Origin of the sequence: Paraburkholderia haematera (genome assembly GCF_905220975.1) — a bacterium.
GTDB lineage: Bacteria > Pseudomonadota > Gammaproteobacteria > Burkholderiales > Burkholderiaceae > Paraburkholderia > Paraburkholderia haematera.
This window is the reverse complement of record NZ_CAJNBK010000009.1, coordinates 72,492-90,281: the sequence shown is the minus strand read 5'-3', so window position 1 is coordinate 90,281 and position 17,790 is coordinate 72,492. Positions and strand designations below refer to the sequence as shown.

At 57.5% G+C, this 17,790-nt stretch carries 20 protein-coding genes and 1 pseudogene; 18 read left to right on the top strand and 3 right to left on the bottom strand.

Translation table 11 applies throughout. From position 1 onward, the window contains the following. Positions 1-39: 39 nt before the first annotated feature. A complete protein-coding gene (locus KHO23_RS17745; protein WP_211612526.1) occupies positions 40-180 on the bottom strand; it encodes a hypothetical protein in 141 nt (46 codons plus the stop codon). A gap of 699 nt (positions 181-879) precedes the next feature. Between KHO23_RS17745 and KHO23_RS17740 the strand changes: the two genes are divergently transcribed. From KHO23_RS17740 to KHO23_RS17715, 6 genes are all read left to right on the top strand, one after another. After that, a complete protein-coding gene (locus KHO23_RS17740; protein WP_211612525.1) occupies positions 880-1,167 on the top strand; it encodes a DUF1488 family protein in 288 nt (95 codons plus the stop codon). A 219-nt stretch (positions 1,168-1,386) separates the two neighbouring features. Next, complete coding sequence (locus KHO23_RS17735) at positions 1,387-1,521, top strand: entericidin A/B family lipoprotein (RefSeq protein WP_120296523.1); 135 nt, start codon at positions 1,387-1,389, stop codon at positions 1,519-1,521. A gap of 337 nt (positions 1,522-1,858) precedes the next feature. Continuing rightward, positions 1,859-2,143 (top strand): cyclase family protein, encoded by a 285-nt coding sequence (locus KHO23_RS17730; protein WP_236066899.1) that lies wholly within the window; start codon positions 1,859-1,861, stop codon positions 2,141-2,143. 135 nt (positions 2,144-2,278) lie between these two features. Beyond that, entirely contained in the window at positions 2,279-2,437 is a 159-nt protein-coding gene (locus tag KHO23_RS17725; RefSeq protein ID WP_211612524.1) for a hypothetical protein, read from the top strand. Between the two features lie 104 nt (positions 2,438-2,541). Beyond that, positions 2,542-2,709: a hypothetical protein gene (locus KHO23_RS17720; RefSeq protein ID WP_211612523.1), complete on the top strand. Its 168-nt coding sequence runs from the start codon at positions 2,542-2,544 to the stop codon at positions 2,707-2,709. Positions 2,710-2,765: 56 nt separating this feature from the next. Next, positions 2,766-2,972, top strand: coding sequence for a hypothetical protein (locus KHO23_RS17715; RefSeq protein WP_211612522.1), 207 nt, complete (start codon positions 2,766-2,768; stop codon positions 2,970-2,972). Positions 2,973-3,785: 813 nt separating this feature from the next. Here KHO23_RS17715 and KHO23_RS17710 read toward each other — a convergent pair. Then, the gene (locus KHO23_RS17710) at positions 3,786-3,992 is read right to left on the bottom strand and encodes a hypothetical protein (protein WP_211612521.1); all 207 of its coding nucleotides are present in this window, start codon (positions 3,990-3,992) and stop codon (positions 3,786-3,788) included. Positions 3,993-4,138: 146 nt separating this feature from the next. Then, on the bottom strand, positions 4,139-4,570 hold the full coding sequence (locus KHO23_RS17705; RefSeq protein ID WP_211612520.1) for a type II toxin-antitoxin system HicB family antitoxin: 432 nt from the start codon (positions 4,568-4,570) through the stop codon (positions 4,139-4,141). A 1,024-nt stretch (positions 4,571-5,594) separates the two neighbouring features. Between KHO23_RS17705 and KHO23_RS17700 the strand changes: the two are divergent. The 12 genes and pseudogenes from KHO23_RS17700 to KHO23_RS17645 form a co-directional block, all read left to right on the top strand. Further along, positions 5,595-6,191, top strand: a pseudogene (locus KHO23_RS17700) (MFS transporter); the annotation flags it as partial. A gap of 16 nt (positions 6,192-6,207) precedes the next feature. Beyond that, positions 6,208-6,657 carry a type II 3-dehydroquinate dehydratase gene (locus KHO23_RS17695; protein ID WP_211612519.1) on the top strand — a complete coding sequence of 150 codons (450 nt, stop codon included), beginning with the start codon at positions 6,208-6,210 and terminating at the stop codon, positions 6,655-6,657. A gap of 852 nt (positions 6,658-7,509) precedes the next feature. Next, the gene (locus tag KHO23_RS17690) at positions 7,510-8,205 is read left to right on the top strand and encodes a Rieske (2Fe-2S) protein (protein WP_211612518.1); all 696 of its coding nucleotides are present in this window, start codon (positions 7,510-7,512) and stop codon (positions 8,203-8,205) included. A 22-nt stretch (positions 8,206-8,227) separates the two neighbouring features. Continuing rightward, entirely contained in the window at positions 8,228-9,091 is an 864-nt protein-coding gene (locus tag KHO23_RS17685) for an aromatic ring-hydroxylating oxygenase subunit alpha (protein ID WP_211612517.1), read from the top strand. A gap of 47 nt (positions 9,092-9,138) precedes the next feature. After that, positions 9,139-10,005, top strand: coding sequence for an aromatic ring-hydroxylating oxygenase subunit alpha (locus KHO23_RS17680; RefSeq protein WP_211612516.1), 867 nt, complete (start codon positions 9,139-9,141; stop codon positions 10,003-10,005). Positions 10,006-10,038: 33 nt separating this feature from the next. Beyond that, positions 10,039-10,668, top strand: coding sequence for a glutathione S-transferase family protein (locus KHO23_RS17675; RefSeq protein WP_211612515.1), 630 nt, complete (start codon positions 10,039-10,041; stop codon positions 10,666-10,668). A gap of 35 nt (positions 10,669-10,703) precedes the next feature. Next, positions 10,704-11,660, top strand: coding sequence for a PDR/VanB family oxidoreductase (locus KHO23_RS17670; protein ID WP_211612514.1), 957 nt, complete (start codon positions 10,704-10,706; stop codon positions 11,658-11,660). A gap of 143 nt (positions 11,661-11,803) precedes the next feature. Further along, positions 11,804-12,910 (top strand): S-(hydroxymethyl)glutathione dehydrogenase/class III alcohol dehydrogenase, encoded by a 1,107-nt coding sequence (locus KHO23_RS17665; RefSeq protein WP_211612513.1) that lies wholly within the window; start codon positions 11,804-11,806, stop codon positions 12,908-12,910. Between the two features lie 46 nt (positions 12,911-12,956). Beyond that, a complete protein-coding gene (gene fghA, locus KHO23_RS17660; protein WP_211612512.1) occupies positions 12,957-13,808 on the top strand; it encodes an S-formylglutathione hydrolase in 852 nt (283 codons plus the stop codon). A 445-nt stretch (positions 13,809-14,253) separates the two neighbouring features. Next, positions 14,254-15,147: a hypothetical protein gene (locus tag KHO23_RS17655; protein ID WP_211612511.1), complete on the top strand. Its 894-nt coding sequence runs from the start codon at positions 14,254-14,256 to the stop codon at positions 15,145-15,147. Positions 15,148-15,185: 38 nt separating this feature from the next. Further along, positions 15,186-16,229, top strand: coding sequence for a BMP family ABC transporter substrate-binding protein (locus KHO23_RS17650; protein WP_211612510.1), 1,044 nt, complete (start codon positions 15,186-15,188; stop codon positions 16,227-16,229). A 20-nt stretch (positions 16,230-16,249) separates the two neighbouring features. Next, the gene (locus KHO23_RS17645) at positions 16,250-17,770 is read left to right on the top strand and encodes an ABC transporter ATP-binding protein (RefSeq protein WP_211612509.1); all 1,521 of its coding nucleotides are present in this window, start codon (positions 16,250-16,252) and stop codon (positions 17,768-17,770) included. The last annotated feature ends 20 nt before the right edge of the window (positions 17,771-17,790 follow it).

Below are 17,790 nucleotides of genomic sequence, written 5' to 3'. Positions count from 1 at the left end.
TGGAGCAGAAAGGACACGGATCCGCGCCCCGGGTGCGTCTTATTTCTTCTTCGCCGGTGTGTTGGCCGCTGCGGTCTTCGACGCAATCACCGAGGACACGCCTGCCGTAGGAGAGATCACCTTTTTGGGTTGCTTAGGCTTTTTAGCCTCGCGGTTACCGCGCATCGTGCTCTTTGCCAACCTGTTTCTCCTGATTTGCCGGTCGCGAAAGCGACAGCCATGTCGCGCAGTGTGGGCGCATCTGGTAATTCTGTCGCGATTTTTATTTATCGAGCACCGTGTACGCGCGTTCCGGACGAGGCCGTCTAACTCAACGACGACGAATATAGCGTATGCTGTCGGCGTGACGTCTCGCGTTCACGACAGACGAAGCTTGATTCCGCGATTTTCTGCATTCCAGAATATTTCCTTCTTCCCCGCCCGGCCAACACCACTGGCGCAATGAATCGGGTTGTCCCCTGAACTGCTGCCTTGCAGGCCGACCCGTTACCGGGACCACAATGGCAACGGATGGAACGGTGATGGCGATATGCCGGCCTGGCTTAAACGTGTCCAGCAGCTCGGTGTAGATATCGATTTCTCTGCTGTCCGGACATGCATAAACGTTTCGGAAAACTGAACTCCGAGGATTTCAGGTACAAAAAGACGTCGGCGCCAGCCAAAGGGTATACAGTGGGGAAACTGGTCGCCCATGAGCGACCTCCTGCTTCGGGGCCCCATCATGCGATCGCAACTCAAACCTGCTTCGGCTGCAATTGGCAGTGAGAGCGAGTACGCCGTCGAACGCAGGACGCGTGTTCATATACTCGACACAGCGGATGCTCTGAGAGCAGAGAAAAGACGCGTCAGTTACGCCACGATCGACTCCAACGCCAGTAAGTGGCGCTACTCGGCCGTGTGCGAGAAAGGCTGATCGCGGTGCTTCAATTTCCCAACCCCAGCCGTAGCTACGATGCCTCCCGACATTGCGTGTGTTTCTGGGGGTACGACAATTCGCGCGAAATCACCTTCATGGTCGACGACGCCATCCTCAGAAATCTGCAACCTGGCGTTGGATCCGACGAGCAGTCGGTGCTTGGTGCCTTTGACGAGTTTCGCGAAAAGGTTCTCGAAATCGCAAAGAAGCAGTATGCCGGCGGTCCGCAGAATCGGTATTTGATTTTATGAGCTACAGCTCTGTCGCGAAAATGCTTCCGGATCTGCCAATTCCCGGCTTCGTGGAGCGCCCTGCACACCCTTAAGGGGGCGACGTCGCTTGGGTTCCGACGGTGATCAGGGGTGCCACCATCGCCTGTGCCGCGCTGGCCCGGATAGGTGCACGGAGCCCACGCATGTTCCGGCTCGCCACCGCCTGCCGCGGCCAAAAATCTGTGGAAGGAGAACAACATGACGCGACTCATTGCTCTGTTTCTGATCGCCGGTACCGCGTTCCTCGCGGGCTGCAACACCGTTGCGGGTGCGGGCGAAGACATTTCGAAGGGCGGCCAGGCCATCCATAACACGGCCGAGCAAGCCAAATAGCCAACGCTTGCGCTACGGGCCAGCCGTTCAACATTGTGCTCTACGTTGTCGGGCGCACGTTTGTCAGACAGTGGCGAATACTCGCGGCGCCTGGCAACGGACAACAGACTTCTGCGTGCCGAAAACAGCAGCTCACGTGACCAAATCGGGGTTTGCGCGACGAGATTGCGAGTTCGCTGCGTGCCGGGTGTCAACCTCGCGCTGGAGGAATCCGCCTGCGACGAAGGGGCAGCGCCTCGACGCAATCTCACTGTACGCGTGCGGCGCTTGCCAGGAGCCACCCACTCGGGATCGAAGTCTGATTCCACCGCTCGTCGCGATGAACTGAATTCATCGGATGAAATCGGCAAGCGCACGCTATGTTCGGGTGGTGGCGCTGCTGGACTTTACCTGCGGCAAACTCAAGAGCCAGATTGTTTCTGACGTGGATCTGCTGCCCACGTCGGCGGAAATGTTCGATGCCTGGTTTCGCATTGAAGGACCCATCAGGCCCCCTGGGGTGGTGGCGCTCGGCGAGCGCATCAAGATACGAGGCGGTCCGTTTTCGCGCCGGTGGGCCTACCTTGTTTCGGAGATCGCCGGCCAGGCCGCTGTGGACGTCATCCTCGGATCCGCTGAGTAGCGGCGCACCTGTATCGCACTATGCAGCTGCGCAACAGGGTTCGCACGAAACAAGGAGCATTGAATGAAGATGACTCCTGCTATTTATCTGTTCACCTAAAATATAAGCATGGTTCTGACCTCAAAGGAGGCTGCAATGAGCCAGTCAATGATCAGTTTTGTAGTGGGGATCGTCGTGCTGCTGTGCGTCGCGATATTCACAGAGGCGCGGTACAGGCGAGAACACAAGGACGAGCCGATGACCCGTTGGCTAGACGCGCATCCGATTCGCGACTGGCTGCGCCATAAGCACTGAGTGATTCAACATGATTTTCGGAAACGCTGGGGCGCGCGCGTGCTATTTCTCTATCGTGCGGTCTGTCGCCTGATGTAAAGCGAGAACAGATTGAAAAGGATGATATGACGTACGCAATGTGGGGCATCGCGGTCGGGCTGGCGCTGATGTTCGGCGTGTCTCTGCGGCGATACAGGCGCAGCCTTCTGCGCAAGCGGGAGATCCGTTGGATGGATGAGCACCATGTATTGGACCGGCTACGCAAGCAATTGGGATTGTCGCTCCAGAAGTGACACGCGCTGGGCAGATTGGCAGGTTGCAAAGACTACTTTTTGGAGGAGTTGGCGAGATGACCATGAATTACGCAGGCAGGTCGCACGATGAAGCCGTGGCAGCGCGGCACATGCAGAAGCAGAAGGCACAGGAACAGGCTGGCGGCGAAATGGCGGTAGAAGGGACGGAGGCCGACGCGGAGCATAGTTGCGGCGAGCTCTCCGAGCGGGGAAAGCAGGTATGGCGAAGTGGAAGCGGGATCAACGGTGGGGGGAAGGAGTGATAGGGTCTCGTCGATGCGATGCGGGCGAAAATTCACTTCGCCCGCCATCGTGGGCAGGCCCCATTCCGCTACTCCGGTACCATTGAGCCGGTCCGTCTACGCGGTCTTGAGAGGCGTCACCGCAGCCCCCCGCTACATCAGGCATGTCTGCGAGTGTTGCATCGTGATGCAGCGGGAATTCGAGCACCTGTCACCGGATTTGAAGTCGCTGTGACCGGGACGTCAACGCTTCGCTGTGCATCCCGGTGACCGTCGGGCGGTGGCCTTGCCTGTTATCAATGCGCGCTCGACTTCATCGAATACATCAAGCAGTCGGGTTACGCGCCTGGTTCCACCGGGAAGCAGGCCCTGCTGCGTCGATAGCGACGAAACGCGACGTCGCCAGTACGCTAGCGCGAGCGGATTTCCGTGCACAAGTAGCGGAATGATCCGTTCGAGATGCATCAGGTCTATTTCGAATTGGTTGCTCGACATCAGGATCCTTGCAGAGGTGATTCGGTGTCGCGGATCAAGTCTGTACCGGCCGGGCTGGCATGTCTGCACGCTACCGTACAGGGTGTCGGGTGGCCCGAACTTGTCACACGAGCCGCGGATGGCTTCACGCATGCGGCTTCACGTCGAGATCCATGCCGCCTCGCCTGGATCGCGGTATGGCACCGTACCCATTCTTGTCATACCTGCACCAGCAGATCTGACGTCGGAGCCCTCGTACCGGGACGATGCCGCGCCACCGCAGAAAAACCGACGCTTCGCCGGTTCTTCCGCTTCCGCCGCTCTGGGCGGAACAATATCTTCCTTACGAGTCACCGACGTTCAAGGTCGCATAAAGCCGCTTCCAGCACCCAGCAATTTCCTTGCGTGCCTGACCCATTGCTTCGGCCCTCTGTACTGAATCCCTTCGGCAACCCGCTTTTCATTTTCCGGGGCCACCGGCATGCCATCATCCGTCGCATTCGCCGCGGCCTCTCTCTGCCTCCTGCTTTCTGCCAGTTCTTCGGCATTTACCTGGTCATCAATCATGATGCACTCCTACTATGGAAAAAAGTGGTTCGCCAACAGGCGGTTGGCGCCGCCCTCGATAGTCGGGACGACGCGACACATCGTAAGTTCGGGTTTGATTCCTGACGCCCGTCGTAGCGCGAGCGGTGTCATCCGTCCACGAACACCTACCGGGAAACCGGCGTACAGAGCAATTGCCCTTCGTATCGGTTCTCAAGTTCGTGTACGGCAGCCAGCGCAATGAACATGGAGCGAGTCAAGTGACGTTCTTTTGCTGCAGCATCGACTCGCTGCAGCAGACTCCCGGGCAGACTGAATTGAACGCTCACGGCTTTCGAGGTAACCCGCGCCAGATTGATCTCGATGAACATCCAGATCCCACGCCCGTCGTCCATGTCGAGCGATTGCAATTCAGACGTACTGCAGGTGGGAGCGGGTATGAGTTGCTCGCTGCGGTCGTACATCAATTCGACAACCTCCTGCGCATTGCGTTTTACTTCATCAAACGAACGGCCACGCGCAGCCGCTCGGGGAAAATCTGGAAAACTGGCACGAAAGCCGGTATCGCCGTCGCGGTGAACATAAAGCGGATATTGCATGACCTGCTCCACTCGAGCTGGGGACTGACTGGCATTCGGCGTGTCGGAGTCCAGCCGCCGGAACCTTGCCATCGACAATGTCTTTGCCGTATTGCATCGCGAGGTCGATGGCGTCGCCCGCGGTGGTGGGACTTACCGTGTCGAACAACGCCGCCTGGCGCAGGGCCTTGACCTCGGTGGACGGAATGTTGTCGATTCGCACGATCGATGAGAACGGCCTTGGACCGTTGGCATACGGGTCACGGAATACCTGGCGAGAGTACGCATGTAGCTCGTACCTTTGGTATCCGATGGTGGGAATGGTCAAGATGACGCGCTCCTTAGCGATACTGACCGTCATGAAACCATGCCTGTCCGGATGCGAAAAAAGCGTGACCAGATACATCTGAATCATTTCACCATGCGCTCAATGCCGTCGAAAAGCAAACTAAATCTTGACGGCGCAAAGGCGGAAGCTGGCGTCTTGCCGGATTCCTCGTCAGGCGGCGAGACCGCCCAACAACCGACTCGCGCAGGACGTCGTTTTCCTGCTTGCATGCAAGCCGTGCATCGCTATCGCCTGCGCAACGTCGGGTACTGGCCGCATACTTGGCGGTTTCCTGCTTCATCCCCTGGGCCCGCATCAATTCGCCGATTGCAGACTGCATCGCGGTAAAGGCGGCGTCCGGCCCAAAAGAGGTGGCCTGTCCGAGGTTGACTGCAATCTGCGGCGAGTGAATGATCTGCGGCGTGCGTGCCGGGAGCGGCTGAAAGGCGTTTGACTGAATGGCTTTTGCGTCCGAAATTCGCCCGGCTTCCGCCGGGCCCTCCATTTTCTGGCGCATCATTGACTGAGTTTGGTGTGCATATGAGTTACGTGCGCCGGATTCGAGGCGACAGCATTGTGCCCAATGTCGGTAATGCGCCAGTTGCCGACTCCATGTTGCACCGCGAGCCCTCTGTCATTGAGAAGCAGCGCATGATGTCTTATGGCCTCGAAGCTAACGTTTGGGTGAGTTTTCCCGAGCGCTGCTGCAATCGAATCATGTTCTATCTGATCGTTGTGTTCTCGTTGAGTTATGTCACGAAAACGCTGGGCGTGCCGAAACAGACGGGCGTCCTGCTGTTGATGGGCGCGAACGTGTGTGCCATCGTCGGCGCGCTAGCCGGCGGCATGCTGAGCGATCGTATCGGTCGCAAGAAAGCTCTCGCGATCGGCTCGACCGGGACCTTGCTCATGTTGTTCGTGTACTTTCAGATTCTTGATACGAAGAGTTTCGTGCCCATGCTGACAGCAATGGGCTTCTTTCTCGGATTCACCCAATTCCAGAGCGGCATCCAACCCGTTGCATTCGCTGAGGCATTCCCAACCAACGTGCGCTACTCCGGCTCGGCGCTTGCCTATACCGGTGCCAATCTGGTCGCTGGGGGGCCGATGCCTGTTCTTGCGGTCTGGCTCTTCGCCCTTTGCAATGGCTCCCCGTGGGCCGTTGTCACAGTGTGCGTCACGTTCAACGTCATTTCGCTTATCGCAATCCTCACCGCCCCCGAAACGCTGGGTATCGACATGAACCGAGTCGACTCTGCGGAAGAAGTCATTGGATCATCAGCGCACGCGCCCACTCAATCCCATTCTCACTGAAACGCAGGCAATGCAGATGAAACCACTTGTTTATGTCCTGAACGGTTCGAACCTGAACATGCTCGGCAAGCGCGAACCGCACCTGTATGGCACGACGACCCTTGCTCAGGTGAAAGAGCGTACTGAAGCCCTCACGGCCGAGCTTGGCCTGGAATGCGATTTTCGCCAAACGAACCACGAAGGCGTGATGGTCGACTGGTTGCAGGAAGCCTTCGAGAAGGACGCGGCCGTCGTCATCAACCCAGCGGGGTTTTCGTTTGCGTCGATACCCGTGCTGGATGCAGTCAAGCTGATTCGCCAACCTGTGATTGAGGTGCACATCACCAACATCCATCAGCGGGAGGAACAGTATCGACATTCGCTGATCTCATTGGTGGCACGCGGCGTGATATGTGGCCTTGGTGTTGATGGATACCTGCTCGCCGTGCGAGCGGTCGCTGGCGCCATCCAGCGCGTACAAGTGTGACGAGGCGCTAACAGAAAGTTCGCAAACGTTATTTCGACCGGCGATAAGCTGGGTGAATAATGGCGAACTCTCAGACGGCCCTATCCTGAATAGTCGCGACCGATTTTGCGAGGTTCGGGCCAGCGTCCGCTGCTGGTCCCGTAGCTGACCTTTGTCCTCAATCGGCGTGTGGCCAAGTTGGGTCGGGAGTGTGAGTTCACCAAGTGGAACAGCGGCCGTTCAGTTGCTTGACGGCGTCAGCGTCATCAATGGAACACATTGCTGACGCTGGATCCAGCCCGTCCCAACGTCCGCTTCGGCCGACAATCTGCCGTTGGCCGAGGCGACATAAAGAGCGGGTGATCGGCCGGAGCCGACGTTTGCTCATCGGCCTTGAGGTGGCCGCTGCAGGTTGCCGAACGGCCATTCATGACTTGCCCGTCCCGGACCGCCGCTTACGCATTCAGCGAATGCGTACTTTCGACCCACTCGTGTGCGGTTTCGCTATCTACGCTGCTACTTTCGGCTTCGAGGTGCCCGCATGGCACGCATCGTAGAGATCCCACATTCAAACAGAAGGGACGGAGCTTTGTCTACCTGAGGCAGGGCACTCGGCGTATGGGTTGCCTCGGCTAGAAACCACGCGTCTCCGTTAGATCGCCAAGTGGTGTTTCAAAATTGGAACGACCCTTCATTTTTTCCCCCTTACGGCCGTCCTCAGCAAACTTTAATGTTCCAACAACCCGGTATCGGTTAGCTCGATGTCGCAGGACATTGCGACCGGGGGCGCTGCGGTTGCGATGCTTTCGGTTGTCAAACCCGCGGCGACGATGCGGGGTCCAGGGAAACTTTAGAAACAAACGGGAGTGTTAATTGGAAAAACTCGGGTTTGAGCGCTTTGATGCGACTGCTCATTGGTACCCGGTCGCAGCTTCTAACGAAATTCAAGCTGGTTTGATCGTGCAGGCGTTTCTTGATGGTCAGGAGTTGGCGCTCTGGCGCTCGTCCGACGGGGAATTGCACGCATGGGAGAACCGCTGTCCGCATAGAGGCACCCGCTTTACGCTTGGGCGGATTGTCGGCGACACATTGATTTGCGCTTATCACGGTTGGAAATTTGCGCCGCAGGGGCAATGTTTGACGATTCCCGCCAATCCGACACTGACTCCGCCGAAGAGCGCGTGCGCTAAAACGTTCTCCGTTCGGGAAGATCAGGGCATGGTGTGGGTCACGCTCAGCGATGCACCATGGTCTCCACTCGATCTCGGTCGGGCCGCGCGATCGTTTTGCCGCGGCTTTGTGCTCTACCGGGCACCGGAGGAAGTCCGTGTGTCTTTGCTAAATCAAGTCGATCAGAAATACGAAGATAGAGGCCATGCGGTTTTGGCTTCTGGCACCGATGGCGGCGAATCTACGCTCCTCTTTTTGCAACCCATGGCATCCGACCGCACGGTCGCGTATCTCTGGGCGGACACCCCCCCATCGGGGGACAGCAGGATGCAGACGCTAAAGCGCGCGACTTCCGCCTTCAAGACTTTGCGAAATCAAATCGAGCTAGTCGCGCAATGAGCGATCTTACCTGGAGTTCGTGATGATCAATCAGCAGGAAGACTCGTTAGACAACGTCCTTCGTGACGATTGGTTTGTCGTCTGCGCCGCCCAGCGCCTAACGGCGTTCGCCACGACCACGAAGTTGCTCGGGCGGCCTGTTGCCATCTGGCGAGAAGAGGACGGCCCGGTAGCGGCTCCATACCCAACGTCCAAGGAGCGGTATCGGGCGATGGACCGCTACGGCTACACATGGGTTTCGTTAGGTGAGCCGAAAGCACCGCTATTTCTGCTGCCCGAATTCGACCAGCCAGGTCGGCGGCTCATCGACTGTGGCGCCTTCGGCGTGCGGACGTCAGGCTTGCGGATGATCGAAAATTTTCTGGACATGGGCCACTTCCCCTATGTGCACACCGAAATTCTTGGCAAGGAACCGCATACGGAAGTGAAGGAGTACCGGGTCGCGCTGGACGATAACGACGAATTGTGGGCAACCGACTGTGTCTTCTGGCAGCCGAAAGCGGCGGCTGCCGCCTCGTCGGGAATGGACGTTCATTACACGTACCGGGTGATGCAACCGTTCAGTGCAATCTTGTACAAGTCGAGCCCCGCTCGACCCGACCAGCGCGATGTCATTGCATTGTTCGTCCAGCCGCTGAGCGGTGTGGAAAGCCGCGCACATTTAATGATGTTGCTATACGACGAAGCTCACAACGACACGCAGTTGATCGCGTTTCAACAAACCATTTTTGGTCAGGACAAGCCGATTCTCGAGAACCAGCTGCCCGCGCGTCTTCCATTAGGAGCGCGGACGGAAACGCCTGCGCGCGCTGACGCCGCATCGATCGCGTACCGTCGTTGGCTGCAACGCCGGGGTGTGACGTTTGGGACGGTCACGAGCGCCTGACAAGCCGGTGCGAAATGCATCGAGAGCATTCCGATAGGGGATTTTCCATGAAAACCGATTTCGAGTCGACGCTTGCCGAGGACTGGCTTGTCGCTGCGAGCAGCGACAAGTTGTCCGCCAAACGATCGCTTCACACCAGAGTGTTGGGAAAAGAGGTCATCCTGACACGAGATGCATCAGGCCGCCCTTGTGCGAATGTTCGAAACGGTCCGCGTGATCAGGACATCTCGCCGATCTTTGTATGCGAGCGGTACAGGATGATCTGGATCGCTTTCCAGAAACCGATGAAGCCCTTGTTTGATATTGCCGAGTTCGACCAGGCTGGGCGGCGGATCATTCCCTGCGGTTCGATCGGCGTCAATACGTCCGGCCTGCGCGTCGTCGAGAACTTTCTCGACATGGCTCATCTTCCGTACGTGCACTCTGGCTGGCTTGGAAAGGAACCTCACAGCGAAGTCAAGGAATACAAGGTTACGTTGAATCCTGACGTAGATGAACTGTGGGCCACCAACTGCCGATTCTGGCAGCCTAAAGCCGCGCCGTCAGCGGCCGACGGGTTCGAAGTCGAATACACCTATCGCGTCATGCAGCCGTTTGTGACGATGCTGTACAAATCGTCGCCTGCGCGTCCCGGCTACTTCGACTTTGTTCTCCTCTGTGTTCAACCTCAAACAGAAGAGCAATGCCTGGTTCACTCATTGCTCGGATATTTTGATGACGTCAGCAGCGACGCCGAACTGATTTCATTCATGCAGCTGATCTTCGGTCAGGACAAACCGATTCTTGAAAGTCAGTTGCCTAAACGCATGCCTCTCGACCCACGCACAGAAGTGCCAACGCGCGCGGATGCGATGTCTATCGCCTACCGGCGCTGGTTGCACGATAAGGGTGTGACCTACGGTGTGCATCGGTAAAGAACCCACGAACAGAAAAAGAGGCCTTCATACATGATCAAGCTCTACAACTACGAACTCTCAGGCAACTGCTACAAGCTTAGATTGTTCATGAACATTATTGGACTTCAATACGAAACAGTCGCGGTTGATTTTTACCCGGGACGTGAGCACAAGTCTGCAGAATTTCTGGCGATCAACCCTTGGGGCCAACTGCCCGTCCTGGAAGACGGCCAATGTCGACTGCGCGACGCACAGGCGATTCTGGTCTATCTCGCGAGTGCTTACGACCCCCAGTCGAACTGGTTCCCGGCAGATCCTCAAACCCGCGCACAGGTCTGCGCATGGCTTGCAGTTGCGGACGACATCACCCGAACTGCGTCAGCTGCGCGACTGCACGACGCATTGGGCTATGAACTGGACGTCGAATCCGCTCGTCGAGACGCGCGAGTCATTTTCAGGCTGATTGATGACCATCTTGCCGAGACGGAGATGGAAGGGGGGCTGTGGCTCGCGGCAGAGTGGCCGACGATCGCCGATATCGCCTGCTTTCCCTATATCGCGCTTTCGCAGGAAGGCGGGATTTCGCGCGACGATTTTCCCGCGATCAGGCGCTGGATTGATCGGGTCCGTCATCTGAACGGTTTTATCGGCATGCCGGGAATTTTTGCGCCGCACGTTTGAATTGACGCGTCTTTTTGTAGACAGCAGGACCATCCATGAATCAACTCTCCGTAAGAGTCACACGTAAGCAACGTGAGGCAGAAGATGTATTCAGCTACGAATTGGCTTCCGTCGATGGCACTCCACTTCCGAAATTCTCGGCCGGATCGCATATCGACGTATATATCCGTCCAACACTGAGTCGTCAGTATTCACTCTGCAACGATCCCAGTGAGCAGCACCGTTATTTAATCGCCGTGCTACGTGAACCGAACTCGCGTGGTGGGTCGATAGCCATGCATGATGAGATCCATGAAGGCGACCTGGTTACGATAAGCGCACCGCGTAATCACTTTCCGCTGGTCGAAGCGAGACGCTCGCTACTGTTTGCCGGCGGCATCGGCATCACACCAATATTATGTATGGCGGAGGGGCTCGCACAAACTGATGCGCAGTTCGAGATGCATTATTGCGCGCGCTCGGAGAGTCGGGCAGCGTTCCGGACCCGGATTGGCAGCGCCGCATATGCACGAGACGTCCATTTCCACTATGACGACGGCAGTGACGATCAGCGGTTAATGCTCTCGACGGTACTCGCGGAGCCCGATTTGGACACGCATCTTTATGTATGCGGACCGGCAGGTTTCATCGACTATGTTGTGCAAGGTGCGAAGCGCTTGGGGTGGGCTGAGGAGACAATCCACCTCGAGTATTTTGGTGCCAAGCACATCGATCGGGCAAGTCAGGCCTCTTTTCTTGTGCGGATCGCAAGTAGCGGCCGGGTTGTTGAGATTCCTGCGGATAAGACAGTTACTGCCGTTCTTACGGAGCAGGGTATCGACATACCGGTCTCATGTGAGCAGGGCGTATGTGGTACGTGTGTGACGCGCGTTCTTGGCGGCGAGCCGGACCATCGTGATGTGTATCTGACCGATGTCGAGAAGGCGAAGAACGATCAGTTCACTCCGTGCTGTTCGCGAGCCAAGTCTGAACTGCTTGTCCTGGATCTGTAACGATTCAGACCAGGTTAGCTCGATCGAGCGGAAATGTTCGATCTTTGCAAAAAATTTCTGGGAAATCGATTGCCGTGCGTCGACGCGCTTCCCGCGCGAGGCGCAACCGGGATCGTTCAGACGAATATTCAAGGAAAGATGAGATGAAGACCAAAGCAGCAATCGCATGGAAAGCCGGCGCCCCGTTGACGATCGAAGAAGTTGATCTGGAAGGCCCGCGTGCCGGTGAAGTCCTGATCGAAGTGAAGGCAACAGGGATCTGTCACACGGATTACTACACGCTCTCGGGCGCCGATCCGGAAGGCATCTTCCCTGCGATTCTCGGCCACGAAGGCGCGGGCGTGATCGTCGATGTCGGTCCCGGCGTAGGCACGCTGAAAAAAGGCGACCACGTCATTCCGCTCTACACACCGGAATGCCGCCAGTGCAAATTCTGTCTGTCGCGCAAGACCAATCTTTGCCAGGCGATCCGTTCGACGCAAGGTCGCGGCCTGATGCCCGATGCGACCTCGCGTTTCTCGCTCGACGGCAAGCCGCTGTTTCACTACATGGGCACGTCTACGTTTTCGAACTACATCGTCGTGCCGGAAATCGCCGTTGCGAAGGTGCGAGAAGACGCGCCGTTCGACAAGATCTGCTACATCGGCTGCGGCGTGACGACGGGCGTTGGTGCGGTCGTCTATTCGGCGAAGGTCGAAGCGGGCGCGAACGTGGTCGTGTTCGGTCTCGGCGGCATCGGCCTGAACGTGATCCAGGGCGCGAAGATGGTGGGCGCCGACAAGATCATCGGCGTCGACATCAATCCGGGCCGCATTGAGTTGGCGAAGAAATTCGGCATGACCCACTTCGTCAACCCGAACGAAGTCGAGAACGTGGTCGATCACATCGTGCAACTCACCGATGGCGGTGCGGACTACTCATTCGAATGCATCGGCAACACCAAGGTGATGCGTCAGGCGTTGGAGTGCACGCACAAGGGCTGGGGCCAGTCGTTCATCATCGGCGTGGCGGCGGCGGGCGAGGAGATCAGCACGCGTCCGTTCCAGCTGGTGACGGGCCGCGAGTGGAAGGGCTCGGCATTCGGCGGCGCACGCGGGCGTACGGACGTACCGAAGATCGTCGACTGGTACATGGAAGGCAAGATCAATATCGACGATCTGATCACGCACCACTTGCCGCTCGAACGCATCAACGAAGGCTTCGACCTGATGAAGAAGGGAGAGTCGATCCGCTCGGTGGTGTTGTACTAACGCGGCATCTATGCGCCACCGACCCAGAACGGAAAGGAACAAGTCGATGCTTGAACTATTGTCGTCGCATGCCTGCCATGGTGGCGAGCAGCGGATCTACCGCCACGACTCGCAGACCATCGGTCTGCCGATGCGCTTCTCGGTTTATCTGCCGCCGCAGGCCATGCAGGCCAACGCGAATGTGCCTGCGCTGTTCTACCTCGCGGGTCTGACCTGCACCGAAGAAACCTTTCCGGTCAAGGCGGGCGCGCAGCGCTTCGCGGCACAGCACGGCATTGCTCTCGTCGCGCCGGACACCAGTCCGCGCGGTGCGGGCGTGCCGGGCGAAAGCGCGGCGTGGGACTTCGGCGTGGGCGCGGGGTTTTACGTCAACGCGACGCAGCAGCCGTGGGCGACGCACTACCGGATGTACTCGTATGTGCGCGATGAACTGCGCGAAACGGTGCTCGCGAATCTGCCGGTGGACGGCGCGCGTCTGGGTATCTTCGGACATTCGATGGGTGGTCACGGCGCGTTGATGCTGGCGCTGCGCAACCCGGAGATCTATCGGTCGGTGTCGGCGTTCGCGCCGATCGCCGCGCCTTCACAGTGCCCGTGGGGCGTGAAGGCGTTCAGCGGATATCTGGGCGAAGACCGTGAAGCGTGGCGTCAGTATGACTCGAGCGAACTGGTCACGCGGTCGTCACGCAAGTTCAAGGAAGGGATCCTGATCGATCAGGGGCTCGCGGATCAGTTCCTCGCCGAGCAGCTGAATCCGGATGTGTTCGAAGCGGCCTGCAAGGCCGCGGGACAGCCGCTGACGTTGCGCCGTCATGCAGGCTACGACCACGGGTATTACTTCATCTCGACGTTCATCGAGGATCACATCGCACATCACGCGAAGGTGCTGCTCGGCTGAACGCGGCATACGGGTGGGCCGCGCGACACACGCGCCTGTGTGCCGCGCATTTCCACGCCTGCCAGGCACACTTTCCACGCTGACGCGTGTTGGATCGTAGCCCGCAAACGTCGCCTCGCACATCATCGGTCAATATCGCGCCAGCACGGCGACCCTCGTTTACCTCTGACTCACCATGCAGTTGGGCACGAACATCGTGCGCGCCTTCGTGCGTGCATGGAACGGCTGCGCCGACGATTTGTGCGGCGACGTCGCGGTCCGCGTGTCACTTTCGGAGCCTGTTCCGGAAATGAAACGAGACATTTCACGATGACCCTTATGCAGCACTTTTTCGCTACATACATTCACTTCGACGAGCACGCCTGACGGATGTAATCAGTCCAGCATCCTCGTGACTGCTTCTTGTCTCTTGTCCGCTACTCGCCGCATCTGCCACGGGGTCACCATGAAAAACAGCGCAATCTTGCTGATAGTAAGTCTCGCAGCTTTAACAACGAGTGTTCCAGCCTATGCCGCAGCTGACTGGCAGGAACTGGATGCACAGCTCTACTACGGGAGTGGTTTCAAGCAGTACAGTGGTGGCATCGACAACACGACCGGCAATCCCACCGGCGGCTCGAGCTCGCTGACCATGTTTCAGCTGAACTACAGCAATGGATGGAAATATGGCGCGACCTATTTCTATTTTCAGAACGGGTTCGATCACAACGACTACCGGATGTACACCCAGGGATGGGAGTTTCTCAGCCTGAACAAGATCTTCGGCAAGGACCTTTCGTTCGGCCCAGTGAAGGAGATCAGGTTCGCTCCGGGCTGGCAGTTCTCCACGTCCAAGGATTTCTATGCGGGTACCCAGAACCAGGGGAATGCCGGCAACTCAGGCGCGGAAGTGGTTTACGCCGGTGTGGACAGCAAAGATCTGTTCTGGGGGCTCGACTTCCTGCTGGACATTCCTGGCTTCGACTTCGCGGGCGTAACGGCAGGGGTGTATCAGAACATCCAGAGTGAAACGAAATACTCCGTCCAGCCTTCTGTGAATTTCTATTACCGGTCGACGTTTTACATTGGCCCAACACGCTGGAAAACGGAGGGATACGTGCAGTGGTACGGCGGGCGCCGTTCCCATGTGAACTCGAACTACGACGCGGTGGCCTATTTCACCACGCAGGACGCCCTGCTTCTCGACACAGGGTTGCTACTTTGGGAGCGGCCCGATCAGTTCTACACCGGTATCCAGCTTCAATGGTCGCACAATACGTATGGCGTCAAGACGATCCCGTACGTTTCAAAGGCCACGAACGAATTCTTCCCACAAGTCATGCTTGAGTGGGTGTTTTGATCGCCACGTTTTTTGATTGTTTTCTACGGAGTTTCATCATGATGTACTCAAGAGCCAGACACGTATGGCGGACGACAAGCATCTGTTTGCGATTTGTATTCTTCGTCGTGCTGGGACTATCGACGTCGATGGTATACGCGGAACCGCCGAAGCAAGTGAAGATTGCCGCGGTGTTCGGATCGGGGCCAGACGACCCGTGGAATGCCACTCTCCTCGCCGCCTGGGCAGATATCAAGGCAAAGAAACCGCATGGGCTGGAGTTCAATGATCCTGTCTATACGGAAAACGTATGGGGTGACGCCGCAGAGGCCGCGCTGCGCCTCTATGCCAGAAAGGGTTACGACATCGTTTGGGCAGCGGCGGGGTACGCGGATCAGGTGCGGCGAATTCGGGCGCAGTATCCGAACACGCTGTTCGTTCTGACCGGCGCACCCAATGAGCCGATGGGTGGCAACGTTTATGTCGTCTACAACCGCATTTTTGAGCCGGCCTATCTGGCAGGCATGGTCGCGGGTCAGCTGACAAAGACAGGGGTACTCGGCGCCGTTGCGGGTTATCCGACTGAGGACACGAACGATGCCATCAATGCGTTCTTTGCTGGAGCGAAGAGTGTGCGTCCGAACATCAAGCAAAAGGTGTCGTTTATCGCGAGTTGGTGGGATCCGCCCATGGCGGTGGAAGCGATGAAGGCACAGGTTTCGGCTGGCGCCGATCAGGAGTTAATGCTCAGTTCCTCGTTCGAAGCGTGCAAGCAGCAGAAGATAACCTGCTACGGAGGCTATCGCGATTGGAACCCGGTTGCACCGCAATATATCGCGACTAGTGCGCTGGGGAGCTGGCATCCCGCTTTTCAATGGATCATCGATCAGTGGTATGAGGCGCGCACAAGCGATAAGCCATTCAACGGCAATATGGACAAACGCTATTTCGGCATGGCTCAAGGAGGGGCAGACCTTGCGCCGTACCACGATTTTCCAATACCGGCAGACGTTGCCGCGAAGGTCAGCGCAGTCAAGGTCAAAATCGAGAATAAACAGTTTGCCGTCCCGCTCGACGTCGCGAAGCCCGTATCTTCAAACTAGACAGCCTCTGCGAGAAGACTATGGAATCACAATTGCGCGTTCACCATCTCTCGAAGCGCTTCGGGAACTTCGTTGCGTTGAGTGACGTATCGCTTGAAATCAGGCGCGGCGAAATGCATTGCCTGCTGGGTGAGAACGGTGCCGGAAAATCGACCCTCACGGGTTGCATAAGTGGCTACCTCCAGGCTGATAGCGGTTCGATTGACGTGCTTGACCGCCCAGCTCACCTCCGATCACCGCTGGACGCGTGCCGTTTAGGTATTGGGATGGTCCATCAGCACTTTGTTTTGGTACCGACGCTGACGGTGGTCGAGAACGTCATTGCTGGGACGCCGGGGCGCGGCTTACTTCAAAAGACAAAGGAGACAAAAGAAGCGCTGTCCACCCTGTGTCGCCGCCACAAGCTACAGGTTGATCTGGACGCGCCTGTAGGTGAACTGGATGTCGGCCAACAGCAGTGGGCGGAAATTCTCAAATGCCTTTATCTGGACGTTAGCCTGCTGATCCTCGACGAGCCGACTGCGGTGCTGACGCCGCAGGAGTCTGTACGTCTGTTCGATGTTCTTCGCGAACTCAATCAACATGGGACGGCTGTCTTGCTGATTACGCATAAGCTGGACGAGGTGCTCCAGTGTGACCGGGTCACGGTGATGCGCAAGGGCAAAGTGGTTACTACGGTAGCGACCGCTGATTGCGATAAAGCGGATCTCTCGAAGTTCATGGTGGGCAGGGTGACCGCGACACCGCGTAGAGATCCCAGGCCCCCTGGCGAACTGCGGCTGGAAATGAGAAACATCTCATCCTCCGGCGGACGGCGCGCGATCAGTAACCTCTCCCTAGGGGTGCATCGCGGAGAAATCGTTGGAATTGCCGGCGTGTCGGGCAATGGTCAGAAAGAGTTATTCGAGCTTATTGCGGGAATCGGGCGGGTGCTGGCGGGGCAGATACTGTGCGACGGGGTCGACGTAACGAACGCAAGCCCTGCTGCGGTATCCCGAGCCGGGATAGGTCACGTGCCACAAGATCGATATGCGGAAGGTCTGGTCGGCGAATTTGGTCTGATCGACAACCTTACGCTCGGCCGGCAACGGGATCCGGAGTTCAGCCGATCTGGATTTCTCTTAAGGCGGCGAGCCCGCCACTTCGCGGAACAGTCGGTGGAGCGCTTCTCAATCGCGACACGTTCGGTTGATACGCCGGTCAACACGTTGTCAGGCGGAAACGCTCAAAAGGTCGTCATTGCTCGCGAGTTGTTCCAGGCGTCCAAGGTCCTGCTTGCGAACCAACCGACTCGTGGCGTCGACGTCGGTGTGATTGAAAGCATTTATCAACTGCTACTTGAAAAGCGTCGCGAGGGTTATGCGATTTTGCTGGCATCCGACGAACTCGACGATCTGTTCGCCTTGAGTGACCGCATTGCGGTGATGTACGAGGGGCGGATTGCTGGCGTCTTCGATTCTGACGACGTGTCGATTGAACAGATTGGACACCTGATGGCGGGCGGCACTGACTCGTCATCCCCTAATAGGGCCGAGATATGAATGTGAGGCTTGAAAAAATG

Coding starts and splice junctions, on each gene's coding strand:
- KHO23_RS17735 (WP_120296523.1), top strand. CDS start 1,387: ATGACGCGACTCATTGCTCTGTTTCTGATCGCCGGTACCGCGTTCCTC.
- KHO23_RS17730 (WP_236066899.1), top strand. CDS start 1,859: ATGAAATCGGCAAGCGCACGCTATGTTCGGGTGGTGGCGCTGCTGGAC.
- KHO23_RS17725 (WP_211612524.1), top strand. CDS start 2,279: ATGAGCCAGTCAATGATCAGTTTTGTAGTGGGGATCGTCGTGCTGCTG.
- KHO23_RS17720 (WP_211612523.1), top strand. CDS start 2,542: ATGACGTACGCAATGTGGGGCATCGCGGTCGGGCTGGCGCTGATGTTC.
- KHO23_RS17715 (WP_211612522.1), top strand. CDS start 2,766: ATGACCATGAATTACGCAGGCAGGTCGCACGATGAAGCCGTGGCAGCG.
- KHO23_RS17710 (WP_211612521.1), bottom strand. CDS start 3,992: ATGATTGATGACCAGGTAAATGCCGAAGAACTGGCAGAAAGCAGGAGG.
- KHO23_RS17705 (WP_211612520.1), bottom strand. CDS start 4,570: ATGCAATATCCGCTTTATGTTCACCGCGACGGCGATACCGGCTTTCGT.
- KHO23_RS17695 (WP_211612519.1), top strand. CDS start 6,208: ATGAAACCACTTGTTTATGTCCTGAACGGTTCGAACCTGAACATGCTC.
- KHO23_RS17685 (WP_211612517.1), top strand. CDS start 8,228: ATGATCAATCAGCAGGAAGACTCGTTAGACAACGTCCTTCGTGACGAT.
- KHO23_RS17680 (WP_211612516.1), top strand. CDS start 9,139: ATGAAAACCGATTTCGAGTCGACGCTTGCCGAGGACTGGCTTGTCGCT.
- KHO23_RS17675 (WP_211612515.1), top strand. CDS start 10,039: ATGATCAAGCTCTACAACTACGAACTCTCAGGCAACTGCTACAAGCTT.
- KHO23_RS17670 (WP_211612514.1), top strand. CDS start 10,704: ATGAATCAACTCTCCGTAAGAGTCACACGTAAGCAACGTGAGGCAGAA.
- KHO23_RS17665 (WP_211612513.1), top strand. CDS start 11,804: ATGAAGACCAAAGCAGCAATCGCATGGAAAGCCGGCGCCCCGTTGACG.
- fghA (WP_211612512.1), top strand. CDS start 12,957: ATGCTTGAACTATTGTCGTCGCATGCCTGCCATGGTGGCGAGCAGCGG.
- KHO23_RS17655 (WP_211612511.1), top strand. CDS start 14,254: ATGAAAAACAGCGCAATCTTGCTGATAGTAAGTCTCGCAGCTTTAACA.
- KHO23_RS17650 (WP_211612510.1), top strand. CDS start 15,186: ATGATGTACTCAAGAGCCAGACACGTATGGCGGACGACAAGCATCTGT.
- KHO23_RS17645 (WP_211612509.1), top strand. CDS start 16,250: ATGGAATCACAATTGCGCGTTCACCATCTCTCGAAGCGCTTCGGGAAC.